This is a genomic window from Psychrobacter sanguinis (assembly GCF_020736705.1).
GTDB classification, from domain to species: domain Bacteria; phylum Pseudomonadota; class Gammaproteobacteria; order Pseudomonadales; family Moraxellaceae; genus Psychrobacter; species Psychrobacter sanguinis.
In genome coordinates, this window is record NZ_CP085990.1 from 756,089 (window position 1) to 778,243 (window position 22,155).

Consider the following 22,155-nt stretch of genomic DNA (forward strand, 5'->3'; position numbering starts at 1 on the left):
TTGTTAGAAATATTAATACCGTTAAAAAAAGGAGCCCTTGAGGCTCCTTTTTATTTAAATTTTGATATTAAATTAGAATGAACATCAGCAAGATTTACCGAATACTAAATGATGGTGGCCATTGGTAGCAACTAGATTATTGATAGCTTCTAGCCTATTGATAGCAATTAAACTTTATAGTAATTAAACGCTATCGCAATTGAACCGTCTATAACGGCTCATTTCCCAAGACACCAAAGACTTTCGCCCGTTGTAACACCTCAACCGCCCAAGCATGATGAGTGGCAGGCTCAAGCATCGTATTATTGTGTTTAAATACAGCTTTTGCCTCACTGTCTAAAATAGCTTTTGCTTCCTCTAACATAGAAGAAGGCACACAGAACGCCTGTTGAACCAAAGGTATTTGGCTAGGATGAATAACGGTCTTTCCTACCAAACCAAATGACACATCCTGAGACAATTCCTGCATAAACAGCGCGGTACGATCAAAGTATTCAAATACGGGCGCGGATAAATAATAGCCTGCTACAGCAAATATACCGATTAATTGATGTATCAATAAACCAACAGGCGTCTCATAGATAGTCGTATTGTTGGGACGACGTTGTCTGATAGTGGCAAACAAGTCATTGCCACCGATGCGTAATGCAAAAATTCTTTCGTCAAAAGCATGTCCCAAGGCGTTTACTAACTCCTTGTTATGAGAACTGTCAAACAATCGACCCGTCTCTAACGTAGGCATCAATAGACTGTCTTTATTTATCTCCTGACACGCTACTCGCCAATCGGATAACGTGTCCATATCTATTTTTGGCAATACATAGCCATCAACCAAATCGATATGTGGCATATCCAATAATTCTTGCATCATTTGCGGGTTTCTGGGGCGTACAAAAACCAAAGGCCGTAGCGAATGCGCATAACTCGATGTACTTAGGCCATCATCAGCGTACCATCTGTCTAAGATCTGTTGTAAATTATCTAAAGCAAACGGCACATCTGACTCGCTGACCGCATCTTCTAAGCAAATAATAACGCTATTGAGTTGAGGTAATTTCACCCGACTAATCACCTGCCAGATATCGCCGCGAGTGGCAGGCATATATAAACTTGCCCCTAAATGATAGGGATGAATGGCTTTGGCGGACATAGTTCTGTTAGTTGATAAGGGAGTATCGATAATTAAGGAGGTTTCGCTGGTTTTGTTATAATCTATAATTGGCTTACTGGTTAGTGTTTCAGAGATATCATCTGTGGACATAGGCAAGGACAACGTTCGTGAGGCATGGGTAAAATTCATAAAATAAGTGCTCTAAACCTACGTTTATAATTCTAGAGCCAACGAATTAAAGTCGTCGTAATCAGATTAAACATAGGTAGGGAAAGGTATCAAACTAAGGTAGTAACGCCCCATAGCAGTTTGAAAATAATGTGACTATATTATGCTAAATTCATCACAACAGCACGCTTTTACTACCTAATTTTACTAAATTTTATAGGGTATTTTAAGGTCTCTTATCGCCCTTGTTATGATGCTAAAAGACTCTTGTATCAGTTCTGATATAAAAAGATATTTCTAACAACAAATCAGTCAAACCTATGCCTTCATCACTATCAGTTGCGTTTTTTAATAATCGTCACCGCTTGATAAGGCAGTATGTCCTCACCGACAACCTCAACAGTGACCTGCTTTTGCTGACATAAATGTCGAAGTAACTCGGTGTCTGGGTGGTTTGATGACGCTAACAATACTTTTTCTGGATCTCGGCGCATCACAGCTCGAGTGGCTTCGGCTATCGTCGGTTTAATACGGTTAATATTGCTTACTTGGTAACACTCTGCTAGGTTTTCTATGATCGCTTGAGTCCCAAACCGAGGGGCAGAATAAGTGGACAATAAAGTCATTTCTGCCTCTTCTAATATCAGCTGTTTGCGAGCCGCATCAACTGTCTCTACAAACTCAAGACTGTGGTCATATGCCTGTAACTCTTCATAAACAATACTTCGATGCAATCCTTCCGATAAGTCTTCACTAGCATCACTGAATAAAGTTCTAGAAATAAGACCCGATACGGTACATCCTAGCAAGCCAGAGGGAATTAACCAATCATCTGAGCTTGCTGACAGCCACGCCACGCCAGCTGGATCTGCTAATGTCAGTAAAGGGATTACCCCATGGCCTTGATGAAAAACATTATCCCTAGTAAGCCCGTCATTATGATTTGAGCTATTTGTGCTTTCACTATCTGGTTCTAAACTAGGCGCTGGATTTTTTGCCAAGCTGCGTACCAGTTCTCCATATATCGCACCCTTTCCGGTCCAACCGTCGACAAAGACTATCGGACTATCAGGGTGTAGTTGCCTAATTTTATGAAGGGCAACAGGATCCAACCCTCGATCGCGAATAATGCTTACCCCGTAATGCTCACTAGGCAGGCTATAAGAGGCAGATGAAACACTCAAAGCACGCTGCAATAATACTCCTATCGGCAATCCTGCGCGCACCAAACTCACCAAAATCAAAGGCGCATCTACGCTCACTGTTTTAGAAAATATGGCCGCTAAGGTGGCACATAGATTATTTATATCTGTGGCGAGGCGAGTTTTACCTTGTTGCAACGCTTGCTGATACATCTGCTCATGGGCCGCTGTCGGTGCTTTCTCAAGCGTCAACATATCTGAATAATGTTGTTTCCCTGTTTGGATTAACGCCTCTTTTTGGGCCACAGGGACATTATTCACACTGTCTCTATCAACGATATCCAGCAGTAATGTCACATCGCTAGGCAGATAGCTGCCAGATTGATGAGATAGTGTTTTGCAGTTTGTATCAGTCATTTTAGTGTCTATTTTATGGGTTAGAAATAAAGTTGCAGCACGCTGTTAAATTATGGGCCTTTAAAAGCTATAACTCGCTTACTTTTTCATGCAGTTGACCGTGATTTGGGGTGCCATACCAGTCTAGTAACTGCAAAAAAGGTAAATCGGCCAAACTGTCTCCAAAGCCAAAGCTGGGACGAGACTGGTCTAAATAGCTAGCTAACAAGAATGCCACAGCATGCTTTTTATGCACCGTATGAGGCAAAATTGCTAAATTATTGGCATTGATATGAATATAAAAATCATCTGTTAAATCAGGTTCGTCAGCTTTTAACCATTGGGCGAAGTCTTGTAAGGCTTGATGGTCTTTTTGCTTATGTTTCACCGCCAGATAAATTTGTAAGGGTGATGCCAATGACTCGCTATTAGGTGACTGCAATCCATTGGCATTTTCTATAGCCTCTGAACTATCTAAACCATCTTGAGCAGGCTGAAAGTTATCGCTATGGATGGCGAGTTTAAGACAATTATCCTTTGTATCATTATAGGCCGCAATCTTGTTAGCCAACAGCATGATTTTATCCTGTAAAGGCTGCAAAACTTCAGCTACTTTAGCTTGCCAAGCCTGTAAAACCTTACCATCTGGTTGTAAGATAACAGCCCCATGGGTAAGGACTTGCCAGCTATTGAAAGGCAGTTTAACCCGCTGCACTTCCTGTGTGTCGCGTGCCGTCACCACGATTAATTCGGTACTCGATAACAGCCAATTGAATAATATCTGCTGCCGGCCTGTCATAAAACTTAATGGCCGACCCTGCTTATCAACCGACGCACATACCAGCTGATCACGCTCACTGGTGGGTAACTGCCAAACATCAATTTTACGTTGAGTCTGAAAAATAGTGTCATCTAAATCCATTAGAGCATAAGGTTTAATGAGCGTATCCGTTTCTAAAAGAGGCGTATAAAAAGGTACCGTTTCTTCGTTCACAGTAGAAATTGTCATTATTTTGGGCTCACTACCAATACATTGTCTAAACCTGACCAAACTTCATCGACACTGCTATGTGGCGTTTCTACACACAACACAATTAAATCCCAGTCAGCAGGTTTAACATTATAGGCAAAATTAGTCATGCCCAGTCCATAATTGTCATTAAAACCCATCCTAGCTTCTATAGCCCCACCTAGGGCAATAGGAGAACGGGTTAAAGCACTAAACTTCACACTGCGTTGGCCATCTTGAGTGCGCGTCATTACATCTGCTGGAGACAGCTCAGCTTTAATCTCAGATTCCAACCATTCAGCCAACAAAAACGGCAACCAGACAAACTCATTACTACCCAATACCAAGATTTTCTGTGGAAATGGCTTTAGACGTTCTGTTAACTGGTCTGAGTTTGGTGTTAATTGAACGGCAAACTGCTGCGCATATACTTTTTTGAATTGGGCCAAATAATCGTCAAACCCTTCAGTGCTATCAAGTGTGGGTTGTCGACCCCAGTTACCAGTGGAAAGGATGGGCTGACTACCAGCTTCAGTGGTGTCGACGCTTGGCATACTGATCGGCTCAGGATTTGGCGCATCTGTCCACTGCCATGCCCCTGCCAATAAATGATGACGCTGAAACTTAATCCCCGGTAAACGAGTGGCAATCCGGTCATCTTGATGGGTCACTTTTGACTCATCACTCGCTGTCTGAACCTTGCCCATCTCAATATCACTGCTTTCAATATCTTGTATTTCACTATCTGACGCTTGAGCCAAAGGATTAAGTGACCAATCAACCAAAGTTGTGAGATGTACTTGCTGTAAGTTGCTTAATCCGGCATCTCTTAGGGCACTGACCACATTGACGCAAGTATTCCCAGTCGACGCCTCATCATCTACCATGATTAACGTTTTACTGCTCAACAATAGATTTTGGATATCTGCATCCTTACTTTGATAAATAAGGTGCTTACTGGCATGGCTGTGATCTTCACTAAAGGTGGTCAGCAAAGTAGCATCCTGTTGTGCATGCCGCGTTGAATTAAGCAGTAATGCCTTAGGATATCGGGTTTGCAAAGCCTGATGGACACCGGCTGACAAACCAACGGCGGTCTCAGCCATACCTATGACGACTATCGGCTCCGGTAAATTATCAGGGACTAAGTTAGCGAGCTCAGTAAAAGCGTGACGCATTTGACTAGGGGTAACCGGAATATGCCGTCCTAAAACTTTTGAGACAAACAAGAAGGCGCGTTTCGGGTTAATGCGCTGTGCAAATCCAAGTAAGTCATCAAGTTGATAATCGCTGTTGGTTTGATACGTTAACTCAAGCTCGCCCCGTGGCAAGTTTATCGTTGTGGACTGGGGTTGCTGTCCGTGTTGTTCCTGCTCATTTGAATCTGATTGAGTGGCTTGCTGCTGTGGTATAAGATTGGTCATTGCTAAGTTTTATTCCGTATCATTCGTCAGTAGAGGTAATATTTGCAAGCTGACGTAAAAGTGTTAGGTGATAGAAGTTAGGTCACGCAATATGGTCCGCTTTAATTTGTGGGATAGTCATAAAGAACAGTCATATTCGCCTAACTGCACTACATTGAATTAATTAGTGACAGTGGCATGGCTTTGCTTTGCTTTATTAGCCTTCAGTCTCTGTACACGACAAAAATGCTCAAAGTCTCAAAGGTCGTGGACTAGGAGACAAATAACTTATTAGAACCTCAAACACACGCCGATTGCCAGCAAAGAAATACTCACGCAAACCATCAATCAAAACATCCAAACCAATAGCAAACAAACTTTGCTGAGGTCGACCATGTTTCTTAAGCTTTCGTCTTTTAGGGTGCTGCTGTACAGTTTTAATCCCAATGCGATATGACCAACAAAATGCTAGCGCACAAACCGCCACTAACTTACTTACCCGATCCAACTGTGTAAGATGCGTATCTTCAAGATTAAACCCTCGTCCTTTAAAACAAGAAAACAAGGTTTCAATCTCCCAGCGTCTGCTATAAAGAGCCATAGCATCCGTATGATCTAAATTGTTGGTCGCTATGATGACATAATCGTTGTCAGTATCACGCTTTGCAAATAGACGAACTTTAACGCCATATACGGGAACAGCTCTGGCTAACATAAACGTTTCATGAGGGGATAGATGACGTAACAATGTCTTTATTTGTACCAATTTACCCTGATGATTGGCTACTAGGGTGTTGTGTTTGATGCGAATGCAAAACTTTATTTGCTCTTTATTTAGCCATTGAAACCACTCTTTGCCAACAAACTCTCTATCGGCTAATACATACTGTATTTTGTCTGCGCCAAAGGTGTTGATGAACGTTTGTATGAGCTCACATCTCTCATTACTATTGCTGTTACCTTTTTTATCAAGTAGTGTCCAGTATAAGGGAATAGCGATTCCTTGATGAACAACGCTGAGCAAAAAGATGTTAATGTTCTTTTTACCCCATTTCCAGTTGGTTCTGTCTATGCTGATGATGACTTCGTCTAAGTCAAAGAGTTGATAGATGAATTTGGCTAACTGGTCTTGGTCTATGTCAACTTGTGCAAAGAAGCGTTGTAGCCGTCTGTAATTACTGTTTGTCCTACCTTTGACAAATCCTCTTGCTATTTGTTTGAGGTTACTACTTTGTACTTGTATTATCGCTAGAGTAATTAAGCCTAAACACGTCAATCTTGCCTTGTTCATGGTTAGGTTTTGCGATAATATATTTATGAGCTGATTAAGGTTTGGCATAGTGTGGTTCGTAAGAAAAATTACTATTATGCCTTGTCCTTAGTCAGCTTTTTTGTTTTTGTCGTGTACAGAGGCCTTCAGTATTCACTGCCACAAAGCCTGTGCTCAACACTTCCTATGCTTAATACTCTCCATGCTTAGTACTCTCTATACTCAATATTCAAAGTGGCTTATACCGACAGTAAATAAGGCCCTATGCAATTTTGACACTGGTCATAATCGCGCGAACTTGGCAGGGTGTTATGTGATTGGCTACTGTCACATCATTTGGCTTATCGATTAAGCCTAGCCAATAAGCAAACCCAATCTGAGTCAAGTCTACTCCGCTATGATTGGTATAGCCAATGCCCCCTGAAGGTCGAGAATTGATTTCCAGTACGCAATGTTGTCCTTCACTATTCTCCTTGGTTTGTACGCTGACAATGCCATCACAATCAAATGCTCGTATTAAAGGTATGACCACTTCCATCACTTCTTTATCATAGCCAATATGCTGCACTTTACCCACTTTATATCGCGTTATGGCAGCTAAGACCTCGCCTTTCTCGCAGACGACATCAATAGAATACTCTCGGCCGCTCAGATAGGGCATTAGCAGCATCGGAATAGGTTTTTCTTTTACCATCAGACTGTGTTCATAGGCTGAGATGAATTGAGCCGTTGTTATTTTTCGATCATCGGTCAAATACAAATGCTCGAAACTATCGTAGCACTCATCGCTACTTTTACCGGTATCTAGACGCCAAAATCCTTGAGCAAAAATACCCGTTACCGGTTTGACGCACAAGGGCTGATGATCATGCTCTGCTAATAGCGCTTTAAGCTCTTGTAGGCTATCGAACCTCCACCCCTTTGCGACTGGAATATTAGAGGCCTCACAGTGCTTAATAAAAGCAAACTTGTCATCAATTTTATTGAGCATATCCGTAGAAGTGGACCCCGTTAATAACCTAATGCCTGCTTGCTCAAATTGAGTTCGGTGCAATTCGTAATCAATGCTGTTACGGCCAGTTAGCAATACTTTTGTCTGATGTTCAATGGCCTGCTCTAACACAAACTGCCAACGTGACATGATTTGCGTCCCATCGGTCTCTGCTACCAAAGACGGTTGCGCGGAGGTAGCGCCTTTAGTAATGTGTGGTTCGGTAAACGACTTATCAGCCATCTCTAAAATTTCTGGACGATGAAAACGGTGTGACGCCAGAATTCTAAAAGCAGTACCTGACACACTTTCTTCGACCAGACCACCCTGTTCTGGGTTGCTTACGACGTCTAAATCGCTATAAACATCTAAATTTAAGGCGACTTTTTTTCTCAAATTCTGCAAGGATTCAAGCATATCGCGTTGGCTAGATTGCCCTTCTGCAAGCCAGACACTAGGACACAAACTCAAGAGCTGTTTAGTCATTATAAAACCTTTATGAATTAGCAAACATATCAATAAAGTCTGATGCCTTTATTGATGGTAATAGTCCTTTATTATAGGTACATTTTGAGGTTAATGATTTCTTTTTTTGATGACTAATGACCACCTTAAAACAAACCTAATTTATTATATTTACTTGTCCTACATAAAATATGTTATAAATATTTAAAATATAAAATTGTGAGATTACAGCCAGTTTTTGAAAGTTAATTTCTTTAATTAAAATTACAAACACTACTTTACTCTATTTAAAATCTACCCCCGTTATAAGCGAGAGTTTCATGAGCCAATATTTAATTGCAGGTGCCAACGCCCCTATCCCAACAGATACCATAACCGTTCGTATCAGTAGTGACCATCCTATTGATTGTGCCGCTTATCGACTTGCCAGCTCAGGCAAAGTTCGAGGAGATGGTGATATGGTTTTTTATGGTCAAACACAGAGTGATGATGGTCATGTGCTTTTTAGAGGCCATGATACAGATGGCTTTTTTGACATTCAGCTCATGCAACAGCCTTCTGAAATAGAAAAGATAGCACTGGCATTTTCTAGTGACAAAACATTGGCACAAGTGGGTAATGTATCGGTTCAAGTGATTCAGAATAATTCGATATTGCTTAACTGCCAAATTGAGGCCAACAATCGTACTGAAAAGGCGGTAATAGTCGCAGAGTGTTACCGCCGTCAAGGGGCATGGAAATTTCGATTTATTTCTCAAGGATTCGATGGCGGTTTAAAGCCTTTGTCTGAACACTTTGGGGTAGAGATTGCAGACACACCCACTCCGAGCAGCTCGCCAAGTAGCCAATCAACTAGTACGCCACCTGCTACAAACAATCACTTTAATAGCAATAACCATAACAACAATGCAGCCTCTAACTCAAATACCCCTACCCGAGCCAATTCCTCTATTAATCTATCCAAAATCAGCTTAACCAAATCACAGTCGAGCATTAATCTTAAGAAGCAAGACAGCTTTGGCAAGATGTCAATTAACCTAGATTGGAATAAAAACCCCAATAAATCAGAGGCCCCTAAAAAAGGCTTACTCAAAGATTTGTTCGCTTCTAGGTCTAAAGCGATTGATTTAGACTTGGGCGCTTTGGTAGTACTGAAAAATGGCAATAAAGAATTAATTCAAGCATTAGGGGAAAGATTTGGTCATTTACAACAGTCCCCCTACGTTAAATTACGTGGTGATGACCGTACTGGCGAGGTTGCTGGCGGCGAATGGCTAGACATTAATGGTGATGAATGGTCTCGTATCGAGGAGATTTATATTTTTGCCTATATCTACTCAGGCGTACCAAACTGGGGGCAAACAGATGGCGTAGTTACCCTGCATGTACCTCAACAGCCACCTATTGAGACTCGACTCACTGAAGGTGAAAGTAACCTAGGCATGTGTGCCATCGCCCGACTGGTCAATCAGAACGGCAGTATTAATGTGGAACGTATTAATCGCTACTTTAAAGGGCATCAAGAAATGGACAAAGCTTTCGGCTGGGGACTTAAATGGAGAACAGCTACTAAATAGTGATTGCCTAAATCAATGTAAACACATAAAAAAACGCTGAATTTCTTCAGCGTTTTTTTATGTGTCATCTTTTTTTTCAAGTGTACCGCTATTTGTTTGATAGGGCTTATAACGATAGGACTACTATCAACACCATGCTAAGCGTGCGGGATAATAGCAGGCATTAAGTCGTTAAAAGTACGACCTGAAGCAATCTCACCAATGGCATGCATTTTCCACTCACCATTATGACGATATACTTTGGCCATAATCATCGCAGTATGATTGCCTTGAGAAGATAAGTTATAACGGGCAACTTCCTCGTTGTTACTGGCATTTATGATACGACAAAATGCATTTTCAACATTTGCAAATGTCTGACCAGTAAAGCTATTAACGGTAAAGACCATCGACTGTACGCTAGCAGGTACTCGCGACAAATCTACGTTAATCACTTCATCATCACCATCGCCTGCACCCGTGCGATTATCACCAGTGTGCAAAATACTGCCATCTTTAGACTTTAATTGATTAAACCAAATAGCATCAACAGGCTGCTTGTTGGCATCAAAAAGAATACATGAGGCATCTAAATCAATACTATCGTTGCTACTTCCGCCACCACCAAAAAGACCGCCTAAAAAGCCACCTTTTTTGGCCGTTCCAGACTGAGCCACGTCCCAACCTAGTCCCATTTTCATCTGGGTTAGTGTGCCACCTGCCTCTTTGCTTAGCGATATTTTCTGTCCTTTTTGTAAATTAACTGCCATGATATTTTCCTTTATGATTATTTATAAGTTATTAAAATATAACGAGATATTAGAATAAATCGCTATTAAAATGTTTAGTAATTAAATGACTAGTACTAAAATGCTTAATATTATAATAATTGATATTAAAATTATTTAGTATTTAACAAAAAGCTTCGAACTCTACTTGCTACTTGCTTAAAGGCTTGAGTTAGCTGCAAGCCATTCGTGACCTTAAGGTCTTTAGCAGCCGTTTTGAATTTACCAAGTGGCCTATTCCATAGAGCAAATGTTATAGATTGGCGTCTATACATCAGATTGTAGGCGTTACAAACTCATTGCTAAAGCCAACTACTAAAGCTCTCTCACTGTTAAAGCCAACTATTAAAGAATGTTATCTAAAAAACCACCGCCGCCACCGCGACCGCCAGAATTAGTGCCTAAAATACTTTGAATCCACCCTTGGTAGTTGGCACGGTTTCGAGAACAGATAATAACCTTACCTTGACCAGAGAAGTTCAATACCATCCCCTCGCCACTGGTCACCGAGTTTATGATATTACTCATAAATCCTTTTTTCTTACTAGTAGACAAAGACAGTTTGTAATCTAGACTTGAATCCCAGCAAACCACATGCCCATTATCAATCACGACATCATTGCCTGGCTCTACGTCGATCTCAAATAATGACCCAAAACCCGATACCACTAGTTGGCCTACACCTTGAGTCTTCATAATGATGAAACCACCAGTGTCACCAAATACTGCGCCGCCAAGATTACGCTGTATTTCAGCTTTGACTTCAACACTTTTTTGAGCAGCAACAAAAGCACCATCACTAAGATTATACTGTTTATCACCTACCTCAATAATCTGCATATCGCCATCAAGGGTAGGCGCAAGAAGGCAATCACCCTCACCATTTGTCGCGATAATTTCTTGTTGAAATAATGACTCATCACTGGCAAAGCGACGGGCTAAAGACTGCATGATGCCCCCTTGCAGCTTTCCCTTAAGCTCTAAATTCTGCTCCATCATAACCATGGCATTGGCTTCACAATAGATAGAATCACCCTGTTTTAAATTACAATGTAAAAAAGGCTCGATAGTACCGATTAAGCTAAATGTCGCCGCCATGGCTAAAATTCCTCAGAAAAGCTGTATGTAAGTGGCAAGAAAAAAAGAAAGAAGTGAATCCAAATAAACAGACAGATCTATGCGGTTAAAACCAACCTTAAATACTTTAAAGTTGGTTTATTGGCATAAATAAAGACGAGAAGTTATGAGTAACTAACTAAATCAAGTAACTCAAAGAACTATGAAATACTAAACAGCAACGCCATAAGACGCAGCTAATGGACCTAATCCACCGCTAAAGCCTTGACCAACGGCACGGAATTTCCACTCGCCATTGTGGCGATAAATTTCGCCAAATATCATGGCTGTTTCAGTGCTGCTGTCTTCTGACAAGTCATAACGAGCAATTTCAGTATTGCCATTGTCATTCACCACGCGAATGAAAGCATCTGCAACTTGTCCAAAGTTCTGGTTACGGGCTTGACCTTCATAAATAATCGCACATACCGCAATTTTAGTCACATCACTTGGTACGTTGGCTAGGTTAACTTTGATAGCCTCATCATCACCGTCACCTTCACCAGTACGGTTATCACCTGTATGCTCTACAGAACCGTCTGATGATTTTAAGTTGTTAAAAAATATGAAATCTTGATCATTGCGGACTTTGCCTGCGTCATTCAGTAAAAAAGCAATGGCATCTAAATCGAAATCTTGTCCATCTGTTGCACGAGGCTCCCAACCAAGACCGATGGTCATCTGAGTAAGACCAGGGGCTTCTTTAGACAAATTTACATTACCACCTTTTGTTAAGCTAATAGCCATGACTTTTATTCCTTTTTAAGTTAAATAGTTAAGTTTAATAACCAGGTTAAATGATTAGATTAAACAAATTTCTTATCTTTTTATTGTTAAATTAATGGTTTGTATTTACCTATTGAAGCGTCAATACAAAATTAATAAGATGCTTACTTTCAGCGTTACGTTGTTCTAAAAATAAAAAAACGTGAGCCGAAACCCACGTTAACTATACTAATCCAATAGTAAATAAGCAAGGCTGTTTTGAGCCATAAACTTAGGGTATTGGTTGTTGATTAGTTGGTTAATGTTAGCGATAAATAACGCTAATATTTCCCTTCTTTGTTTCTATGCATGGTCTTTACGATATTTCAAAGACCCTAAGATTGCTAAACCGATAAAGGCAATACCTATTAGCCCTGTCACCAGTTCAGGCACATGGAACTTCATAGACAGTAGCATGATTATAGCCAAAGCACCAATCGCATAGTGCGCGCCGTGTTCAAGATAAATAAACTCGTCTAACGTACCTTTGTCTACTAAATAAATGGTCATAGAACGAACAAACATCGCACCGATAGCAAGACCAAGCATAATGATAATAACATCATTGGTAATGGCAAAAGCACCAATAACCCCATCGAAACTAAAAGAGGCATCAAGTACTTCAAGATATAAGAATCCCGCTATACCGCCTTTCATAACTGCGCTACCGACTGCTGCCCCACCAGACTTCTCGAGCGATTCTTCTGCTTCTTCTAGGTCTCCTTCTAGCAATCCGGACACAACTTGTACACCTAGATAAACAATAATTCCCCACACGCCTGCCATTAACACAGCCGAAGTTTGTGCTTCATTTACCCAAGTTAATGACAGCATTAAAATAGCCAATGCCACAAACACACTCATAGCATCTACTTCGCCAAATTTAGCAAGACGGCGTTCTAACCAGCTAAACCAATGCACTTCTTTATCGTCAAACAGGAAGTTCAAAAAGACCAATAATAAGAACATACCACCAAAGGCTGAAATTTCAGCATGATGAGCCATTAACTTAGCAGAGTATTCAGTCGGGTTATTTAAGGCCAAATCAATAACCTCTCTCATACCCATATCGGCAGTAACTGCCACAATAACAATGGGGAAAATCAATCGCATACCAAACACGGCGATCAAGATACCAACGGTCAGGAATATCATTTTCCAAAACTTATCCCAGTGTTTTAATACTGAGGCATTAACCACGGCGTTATCAAAAGATAAAGATATCTCCATGACTGCTAAAATTGCAGTGATAGACAGCGCACTGATTAGGCCAGTCATTCCATTTAACGAATAACCCCACCATGCGGCAACCATTAAAGCAATGGCTGTAAAAACAAAATCGAAATAAAAATGTCTCATTACGTACCTTATTGACATACTTAGTCTAACTGGCATAAGCACATTAAGAATGCCGAAAATCCAAAGTTTTCTTAAGTAATATCAATTAAAAAAGTGATTAATAAAAAAAGTGGTTAATAGTAACCACTTTTTCATTGTCGTACCTATATTATATTTGTATTGATAACCAGAGGATTAAAAGCCCTTGTTATCTTTTATAACCTGCTATCTTTTATAACTTATTGTCTTTTATAACTTGTTGTTTTTATAAAAAGAAACTAGATTTGAACACCATACTGATGGCACATTGCCTGTAGGCCGCCCGAATAACCTTGACCCACTGCTCGGAATTTCCACTCGCTATTGTGACGATACACTTCGCCAAATACCATAGCAGTTTCAACTGAGTAATCTTCTGCCAAATCAAATCTGACCACTTCAACCCCAGTTTCTTCATTTACCACGCGTATAAAGGCATTGGCAACTTGACCAAAGTTTTGATTGCGCTGCTGAGCATCATGAATCGTCACTGTTACCACTACTTTATCAACATCAGCAGGCAATTGAGATAAATTCACTTTAATGACTTCATCATCACCATCGCCTTCACCAGTACGGTTGTCGCCGGTATGCTCAACAGCACCATTGTCGGACTTTAGTTGATTATAAAAAATAAAATCGTGATCACCTCGAACTTTACCCATGCTATTCACTAAGAATACACTAGCATCCAAGTCAAAGTCTGTACCAGATGTTGCTCGTTCATCCCAGCCTAAGCCAATCAAAAGTTTATTAAGGTTTGGGTCCGTCTTAGTTAGCGATAAGTTACCGCCCTTACTTAATGATAAAGCCATGATATTATTCCTAATTTTAAATGATTGTGAAATTAGCTTATTATTTAAGCTTTAATTTATTTTAGACAAGCTCTGACTCTTTTACCATAGATTGCCATTGAACTCAAAGTAAAGCTACCAATTATATAAAGAAAATATAAAAAGACTATGCATCCCCTTTAGTCATGGTTTTGGTTGTCGTTTTTGATACTCAAGTGCGACCCCACTCATGTCCAATTCATAGAATTTAGCGGATAAACTGATTAAAAAGGAACCTGCTATAAGCTGTCCCTTTTTTTGTATAAATTGTGCCGATAACCTTTTATTTAAGCATTAAAAGAACAACTGTAAAGCAGCAGAGAATTCAGTATCTTGCGTACCGTCAAAGCGTTTATCGGCATAATCGACATCCGCTTTACTAGCGCTGATATCAAATAACCAACGTCTATCAAGTGCCGTACCTTTAACATCATATCCTATAAAATTGAGTCCTAAAGTAGCACTCATAGCTTCACTGGTATCATCTTTAAGATCGGTTTCAGATGCTTTTACTATCCCGTAATCTGCTCCGATATAAGGCGACCAACGTATCTTTTGGTTGCCTAAGGTTAACCAATTGGACTGCATAGGCTCATAACTCAACGTATTACGTAAGGAGGCTCCAGATTCTGCAGCACTGTAAACCTTATCGATACCACGGACCCCAGAATAAGTGGACCCCAAGGATTGCTGAGAAATACCATATAGCTGGTCGTTGCTATATTGTCCTTGGAGCTCATGAGTCATTTGCCAATAGCCTTTGTTCTCGCCTGAGGCAATGATAGGATGCTGGTGACTCAAATACCCTGATAATAACCAACGCAAATAGTCATCACTCAACCCCTGCTTAGTGGCCGGATTATCATGATTGCCAATCCCCTGCTCCGCACTCAAATCGACTACCCAGGCTCCTGTTGTAAATTTTCTCGGGTCACTTTTTGAACGTTTATTAAATAACTTAGTATGAGTGGCACCAATACGAGCACTACTTAGAGTCGGACTTTGAATATCTAATTGACTACCGAGTACTTCACTGGTGACATCTTGGTGAGCCAACTGTCCATATATTGTGGAGATACTGTCTTGATCTCGATCAAAAGTATAGTCACCACGTAAATTGGCCTGCCAACTATCACCCGTCTGTTCTAACATTGAATTAAGCAATTTTGTACTGCGGGTATATTCATCTGCAGCTAACAAGGCTGACCACTGCCAACGGCCATTAGGGATTAGCGTATAAATGCTGGCACTACGGCGCTGATTGTCCTCATCATAGCCATAATGGTCTGTCAAACTTTGTTGTATCGTCAGTGAGGTTAAGTCAGCCTGGCCAAAGACATTACGTAAAGTGCTGTGCAGCTTTATTTGATTATGACCATAGCTATCATCTGGATCGTAGCGCCACTCTATATCGCTGTTTATTTTTCCTGACTGCTGTTGCTGAGTCACTTGGATACGAACGTCTTTACCCACGGGGAAGATATCGAGCAGTAACGGCCCATCTATGACCCGTTCACCGTTACTTACCGCTTGATCAAGTATTGCCATATTCGCAGGCTTATTTACTAACTTTCCAAATAAGCGAGAGGTGGGTAAATCAGTCTGATTATCAATGTTGGTAATTTTTGCCACATAAACTTGCCAAAGCGACGTCCCTTGCCCAGTTTGAACAGGGTCAATGGAGATTTTAAAAAACCCTGCTTCCAAATAAGCCGCTGTAATAGCTCTAATTAAGTCATTGGCAGCGGTTACCGAGATACATTGAGCCTGATCAATGGCGGCGGTGGATTCGGTAAGTGGTGATATTGCCGATATTTGCTCAGCGTGTTGGCGTAGCTTAGTCTGTGCCGCTTTGCTTAATTCTGGCATTGCTCCCAGCTCAATACGCTGTATTGGCAAACAGGCGCTTCGCTTAGAATCTAAAGTTGATTCTGGTTGAATGACTGTTGTATCGGGGGTGGGCTCCAACGATTGCGACTGTCGTAATGAGTCAATACGTTGCTTTTTGAGGGAGTCTTGCCAAGCCTGTTGCTGCTCTATAGTGTTCTTCCATGTTGGTGTTGGCTGTGATGCTTGTTGATCAGGTAAGTCAGCCGCATTGGCGATGGGAGCGATTAAGATGCTCAAACTACTTAAACTTAATCCTATTGTGGTGCTTATCATTGTCCGACTAAAGCGATAACGGCTCTCATTATCCTGCATAATTTGCTTAGTAATATACAGGCCAATGGATTTGGATAGGCCAATAGATCTGGCGTTTTTTATTCTATATATAAATAACATAATCATTCATCACGGTCTAAGAAAAATAGAAAAACCCACACCTAGGTAGGTGTGGGTTCCTGTTGACCTACAATTTAAAGCAATAATCTAGTATATCGTTAAATTATAAGCAGTTATAAATTAGCGATGCTTACAGATCCGTACTTAAAAATTATTGCTTACTAAAAATGCGCGCCCGTTATAACTGTACATTGGCTTTGGTGTTGTTTGCATCAGTGTCATCCCATTTGTAGTTTACATCCGCATGAACTGGAATGCCAAGATCAACCGGCTTACCTTGTAATGCGTCTGTGACTAGACCAGGAATGGTGCCAACAAACTTAGGGACACTAAATGTTTTACCATCTACTGAAGCCCCTACTTGGTGCACAAAGTCGTCATTATTATTGCTAATTACTGACGCCCCATTGAGGTTAGATCCTGTCGCACTTACTTTAGCAGCATTAACATTGATATTACCGCTACCAACAGTTGTGTTTAATGTCTCGGCATTAACATTGGCTTGGTGGGTAATTTTTTGATTATCAACATCAAATCCCGCTTTACCAGCAACACTTACGCCAAGGATAGTACCATTATTAAAATCGTTTTTGAGGGCATCAATAACATTACCTGCCGTTATGTCATTAACAAATTTAATAGGAGACCCATCAACGTTCAACCCCGTATCAACATTGACTTTAACGACTTCATCTTGAGCAGAACTTAAAGCAAGTCCATTTCCAGATGTTGTGGTTAATGACTCTGCATCAATATTAGATTGTAAGTTAATATCGTTGCCGGTACTAATGTTTATGTTATCTGCTTTTATAGTGCCTAGACCATAGTATTTGCTATTGTCCGTTTTCACGTTTAAATGCGAACCTAACGTGTCACTTTCAAAACTTTGAGAATTAGCACTCTGTTTCACAGCACCACCAAGATTTCCGCCGATACCGAAATTCCCCACGTAATCTTTTGACTCAGCAGCGATAATATTGACATCACCTTTAGCGTTGGCATTAGATAATTCAATACTATTGGCTGTAATGTTCGCCCCATCTACACTCAGAGCATTACCTGCTTCATTAGCGGCTACAGTTAAGTCCTTTGTACTAATAGTAGCCCCATGCGCTTTATTGCTGGTTTCATTAACCACACCTAAATCGCCACCGAAACCCAACTCTGATAGATCTGGAGCAAAGGCTCCATTACCACTCATTGCTACACCTACAGCACGATGATTATCTTGTGCCGCAGCGATATTGGCGCGATTACCTTTAATTACCACAGTGTCAGCGTTAATAGTAGCACCATCAACTTGCGCCAACTGTCCACCTGTAGTCGTTAAGTTAGTCACATTAACGTTAGCTGCCTTGGCTTGAGTGTCTTCTTCGCCTAAGTAGTTAAATCCTGCTTGAGCTGAAAAACTTGGTAGAACGCCTGCCCCAGTTGACACTGCTGCCGGAATAACGGTTAAGCCTACTGAACCGCCTAATTTAGCACCACCAGCGGTAGTCCACTGTTTATCACTATCTTGAGCAATACGAGCTTCCTCGCCTGCCGTAACATTGTATTGTTTTGCAGTAACATCTTGAGCAGCAGCAGCGCGAGTATCAGCGTTAATGTTCACAGTATCTGCAGTTAAGCTACCTTTAACCGCTTTGGCATTGCCTTTTTGCAAATATTGATAAGTACCTTTACCGCCGGCCTTAACGTTTACACTGGTAAAGTCGTTGGTGTCAGCATTAACGCTTACATCGCCATGACCACTGTGTCTGGTGGTCACTGTTGAGTCATATGCTGAGTCACCTTTATAGTCATCAGCGCTGATATTGATTTTACCGGCTTTAATTTGAGTGCCAGAATCAACGGCCGTGTTAAGTGCTGTAATACTCACGGCATCATCTGCCACAATACCTGTGGTATGCGCTGTTTTAACTTCAGTAGTTTCACCTACACCATCGCCAGATAGGCTAATACCACCACCAATGATAGGATTGACACCTGCAAAGACATTTAAAGCAGCGTCACCACCAGCGACTACTTTACGATCAACCACTCGGTCGTAAGAAGCATCGTTAATGATATCTTGTCCACTTAAATTTACGGTAGCAGCATTAATTTGTGTGCCTTTATTGGTTAATGTCTCAGCTGCCTTTAACGATGCATTGTTACCGGCATTAACAGTAGAGTTAACCGCTTGGTATTCATTATGCTCACCGATGATCTGGTCATGCCCAATACTAACGCCAACTTCAATCCCAGTCGCTCCACCTTTTATATAAGCTTCAGGACCAGTACTTTTATACACTTTACTATTAACAGCCGTTAATGCCTCATTGGCACCCGTAGACACTTGATTGCCTTCAATGGCCACATTGTTAGCCGCTTTAATATTGGTACCGTTGATACTAACGTCTTGTGCTTTTAAGTTAGCGGTATTAGCAGATAAAGCGCTACTACGTGAGCCACCTGTTCCTGTAGTGGTAAGTGTCTTGTCCCCTTTTAGAGAACCTGATGCTTCAAAGGTTAAATCTTTAGTTAATTGTGGATCTAATAACCCTTTTATACCATTCTTGAAGTCTATGTTCGAGCTGGAATCATTTTCAGCCGTAATATCATAAGTTTCAGTTTTGGTAATATCGGTTGGATTGGCGGCATTGGTTGTTAAGGCTTTATTAGCATTGGTATCAAGCACACCCATTGCTGCCACATCACTACCAGATATTGCAATATTCTCACCAGTTAATGTCACCTCTTTAGCAGACAAATCACTGGCCACAGTGTTCTGTGCTAAACGATCGATAGCAAGCTTCTTATCTGTGATATTAAAGGCCGTACCATGACGATCTTCTTTATAATCTTGCTCAGTCGAAAAACCATTACTGATATTGACATCGCCTACCGCACGCGCCTGTAACTTATCGCTAGCTTTAATGCCACTTGCGGTAACCTTGATATTGCCCTCAGCATTTATAGTCGCGTCTTTGGCATTAATTTGACTGCCAACCTGCGTTGTTTGACCTTTATTATCAATATGGGTCTCACCACCGCCAATACCGCCCCAGTACTTATAGTCTTCCTCATTTGTTTGACGATTGGTGGTAGTACTACCGGCTACTGTCAAATCTTTAGCGCTATTTAGTGTAGCTGTATCAGCAGTTAATTGAACCCCTTCTAAACGCTGCTCCCCACCGCTCGTTAAGCTTACGCTATTGCCGGAAATATCAGTCTGATATCCCTTTTGAGTGGCTTGTGTAATGTCATGTGAGCCTGTTTTTAAATCGGCAGTTTCACGAGCATAACGATTAATAGCGCTATGTGAATCTTCAGTATGTTCATTGGTAGCGACCAAATCATTACCAGAAGTTAAGGCGACATTTGACCCTTTAATGGTTGTTCCAGCAAGTTTAAGGTCTCCTGCTGAGTTAACATTAATACCCTCTGCAGCGTTAAGCTGCGATTGATGATATTGCTGACTCTTATCAAGAGTTTCATTTTCATTAAACCACAGACCTTTAGTATTACGCGCCGTTGCACTATCAGTGTGGGTAGTTGTTACACCACCAATATCAATATTACTACCTGTCGCATCGATATTAGTGCCATCAATTTTACTGCCTTTAACGACCACATTGTTACCGCTAAGTGCAATATTCTCACCTGTAATAGAGGACCCTTTAAAACTTTCAACCTCTTTATAGCCTGAGTTAGTTAACGTTACATTGTCTTCAAGCTTCTGTTGGTTTTTGTCTAAATCTATGCGAGCGGTTTGTACCTCCCCGCCAATAGAAAGTTGTTTGTTACCAGCAAGTGAGACATTATTAGCTGAAATTTGGCTATCCGAAACTTTTAGGGTATCTGCAGCAGCATCAAAGTCTTGAGCAGCATTGAATTGACCTTGTAAAGTTTGGGTGGCATCCGTATCAGTATTGTGCAGGCGAATACGGCCAGAGTTCATACTTCCTAAGATTTGACCATCTAAAGTCACATGCGGCTGTGATCTTTCATGGCTGCTGACATCAAGTGTGTCATAGTCAATATTATTACGACCAGAAATAACATTAATGGCTTCAGAAGCCTTAATATTGCCATTGATATCAACCTTAGGAGCGAGTAGATCCAAACGCTGATTGCCATTTATGTCACCACTTAAAGCAAGTGTTTTACTAGTGCGATCGCCGACGCTAAAACCTGCCAAACGGTCTTCTGCTATCGTAGGGGTACCCACTACCAAAGACGCACGATTGGTATTGATAAAGCCTATATCTTTACCCGTGATGCCATTTGGGTTAGCTAGCACATAGTCAGCGGCCATCCCAAATACTTCTTGTTGCCCTAACAATAATGAAGGATTCTTACTGACTACTTCATTCAGAATAATCGATGCCGTGCCTTTCAAATTACTGTTGGCATCAAGTTGACCGGCAAGCTGGGATTGTCCTGATTGCAGTGAGTTATTTAAGACTGCCCCTGATTTACTAACGTTAAAATCTTTATATTGGTTATGAGAAAGGCCTTTGGCCTTTGGCATTTGGATTGGCAATATTAACCACATCCACGTCGCCCACTTTACTCACACTAGTTTGCCCTACTGGTCTAATATTATCAGCCAGTGCAGCGACACTTAGCATTGGCAGTATCAAAGCTAGACTAACTGCACTTGCAATTCGACCCTGAGAAGAAAGTTTAAAACCTTTTTTAGTATTCATAATCGCGCCCTATTTAATAAAACTGATTTACTTAACCCAATTCATTAGTTTGCCCAAACTAACGAGGGGAATGCGCAATGGAAACCCTTGCCATAGGAGTTTCCGACCTTTGAAATTATTTTTAAATTTTCAATAAAATCAAGGCCATATCTATATAATCAAATAAATATGACATTCCTATTACAGATTACATTTTGGTTACACTTACTGTTCATATCATTAATAATGATTGCTTGACCGTCAGCCTCATCTCAATTTAATCCTTTATTCTCATTAAGTTGAGCAAAAGATATACCAACTTTTAATATTTTAGATATATAAATAAAAAAATCGCTTTTAGAGTCCTAAAAGTGGCTCTTATAATCTAATAAAAGTTTTAGATAAAATGTATCGCTGTTTAAAATATTAGACTTACTTTGTTTTACATTAGATTTGTTTAATGTATATATAATAATTTATGGAATGATTTCTTTAGCAGGGTGGCTGTATAAAATTAACTATAAGAACATATGTCACAGGATCAAAGTATGGAAAACGTTTCCGATAAAGACACGAAGTCGATTGACAGCCTCGTTACGATATTAGAGAGGCACTCAATGCAGTGTCATTGTGGTGGTTTAGCCCCGCCTGCTGCTATTGAGGGTCACTCATATAAGTGCCTGACCTGTCATGAAAGCCAAGAAGGAATTAGTTATAATTTTAATAGATTAATACCTAGCCTTTCCCAGTTTAAGAACTCATCGTCCAAACCCAGTAATGAAATAGACTGCTTTAACCAAGCGATAGAA

Annotated in this window: 15 protein-coding genes; 1 reads left to right on the forward strand and 14 read right to left on the reverse strand. The window is 40.7% G+C overall.

What is annotated here, in order from left to right; translation table 11 throughout:
- Window positions 1-208: 208 nt before the first annotated feature.
- From LK453_RS03215 to LK453_RS03240, 6 genes are all read right to left on the reverse strand, one after another.
- Entirely contained in the window at window positions 209-1,300 is a 1,092-nt protein-coding gene (locus LK453_RS03215) for an HpcH/HpaI aldolase/citrate lyase family protein (RefSeq protein WP_227674454.1), read from the reverse strand.
- 314 nt (window positions 1,301-1,614) lie between these two features.
- The gene (locus tag LK453_RS03220; RefSeq protein WP_201535660.1) at window positions 1,615-2,838 is read right to left on the reverse strand and encodes a cysteine protease StiP family protein; all 1,224 of its coding nucleotides are present in this window, start codon (window positions 2,836-2,838) and stop codon (window positions 1,615-1,617) included.
- A 67-nt stretch (window positions 2,839-2,905) separates the two neighbouring features.
- Complete coding sequence (locus LK453_RS03225) at window positions 2,906-3,826, reverse strand: HAD hydrolase family protein (RefSeq protein WP_201535657.1); 921 nt, start codon at window positions 3,824-3,826, stop codon at window positions 2,906-2,908.
- Window positions 3,826-5,250 (reverse strand): phosphoribosyltransferase domain-containing protein, encoded by a 1,425-nt coding sequence (locus LK453_RS03230; RefSeq protein WP_227674453.1) that lies wholly within the window; start codon window positions 5,248-5,250, stop codon window positions 3,826-3,828. Before LK453_RS03230 ends, LK453_RS03225 begins: the two co-directional genes overlap by 1 nt.
- A gap of 229 nt (window positions 5,251-5,479) precedes the next feature.
- Window positions 5,480-6,568, reverse strand: coding sequence for an IS4 family transposase (locus tag LK453_RS03235; RefSeq protein ID WP_201538654.1), 1,089 nt, complete (start codon window positions 6,566-6,568; stop codon window positions 5,480-5,482).
- A gap of 193 nt (window positions 6,569-6,761) precedes the next feature.
- Window positions 6,762-7,976, reverse strand: coding sequence for an ATP-grasp domain-containing protein (locus LK453_RS03240; RefSeq protein ID WP_201535654.1), 1,215 nt, complete (start codon window positions 7,974-7,976; stop codon window positions 6,762-6,764).
- 299 nt (window positions 7,977-8,275) lie between these two features.
- On the opposite strand from LK453_RS03240, the gene LK453_RS03245 reads away from it, so the two are divergent.
- Entirely contained in the window at window positions 8,276-9,532 is a 1,257-nt protein-coding gene (locus tag LK453_RS03245; protein ID WP_201535651.1) for a TerD family protein, read from the forward strand.
- A 137-nt stretch (window positions 9,533-9,669) separates the two neighbouring features.
- On the opposite strand, the gene LK453_RS03250 is transcribed toward LK453_RS03245, so the two are convergent.
- From LK453_RS03250 to LK453_RS03285, 8 genes are all read right to left on the reverse strand, one after another.
- Window positions 9,670-10,281, reverse strand: a complete 612-nt coding sequence (locus LK453_RS03250) for a TerD family protein (protein ID WP_201535635.1) — start codon at window positions 10,279-10,281, stop codon at window positions 9,670-9,672.
- 363 nt (window positions 10,282-10,644) lie between these two features.
- A complete protein-coding gene (locus LK453_RS03255) occupies window positions 10,645-11,397 on the reverse strand; it encodes a TIGR00266 family protein (RefSeq protein WP_007394552.1) in 753 nt (250 codons plus the stop codon).
- A 189-nt stretch (window positions 11,398-11,586) separates the two neighbouring features.
- Window positions 11,587-12,162 carry a TerD family protein gene (locus tag LK453_RS03260; RefSeq protein WP_201526367.1) on the reverse strand — a complete coding sequence of 192 codons (576 nt, stop codon included), beginning with the start codon at window positions 12,160-12,162 and terminating at the stop codon, window positions 11,587-11,589.
- A 321-nt stretch (window positions 12,163-12,483) separates the two neighbouring features.
- The gene (locus LK453_RS03265) at window positions 12,484-13,539 is read right to left on the reverse strand and encodes a DUF475 domain-containing protein (protein ID WP_201535632.1); all 1,056 of its coding nucleotides are present in this window, start codon (window positions 13,537-13,539) and stop codon (window positions 12,484-12,486) included.
- 257 nt (window positions 13,540-13,796) lie between these two features.
- Complete coding sequence (locus LK453_RS03270) at window positions 13,797-14,372, reverse strand: TerD family protein (RefSeq protein ID WP_007394555.1); 576 nt, start codon at window positions 14,370-14,372, stop codon at window positions 13,797-13,799.
- Between the two features lie 312 nt (window positions 14,373-14,684).
- The gene (locus LK453_RS03275; RefSeq protein WP_201535629.1) at window positions 14,685-16,592 is read right to left on the reverse strand and encodes a ShlB/FhaC/HecB family hemolysin secretion/activation protein; all 1,908 of its coding nucleotides are present in this window, start codon (window positions 16,590-16,592) and stop codon (window positions 14,685-14,687) included.
- A gap of 259 nt (window positions 16,593-16,851) precedes the next feature.
- A complete protein-coding gene (locus tag LK453_RS03280) occupies window positions 16,852-21,189 on the reverse strand; it encodes a two-partner secretion domain-containing protein (RefSeq protein WP_265578864.1) in 4,338 nt (1,445 codons plus the stop codon).
- A complete protein-coding gene (locus tag LK453_RS03285; protein WP_201535623.1) occupies window positions 21,161-21,367 on the reverse strand; it encodes a hypothetical protein in 207 nt (68 codons plus the stop codon). Before LK453_RS03285 ends, LK453_RS03280 begins: the two co-directional genes overlap by 29 nt.
- Window positions 21,368-22,155 lie beyond the last annotated feature (788 nt).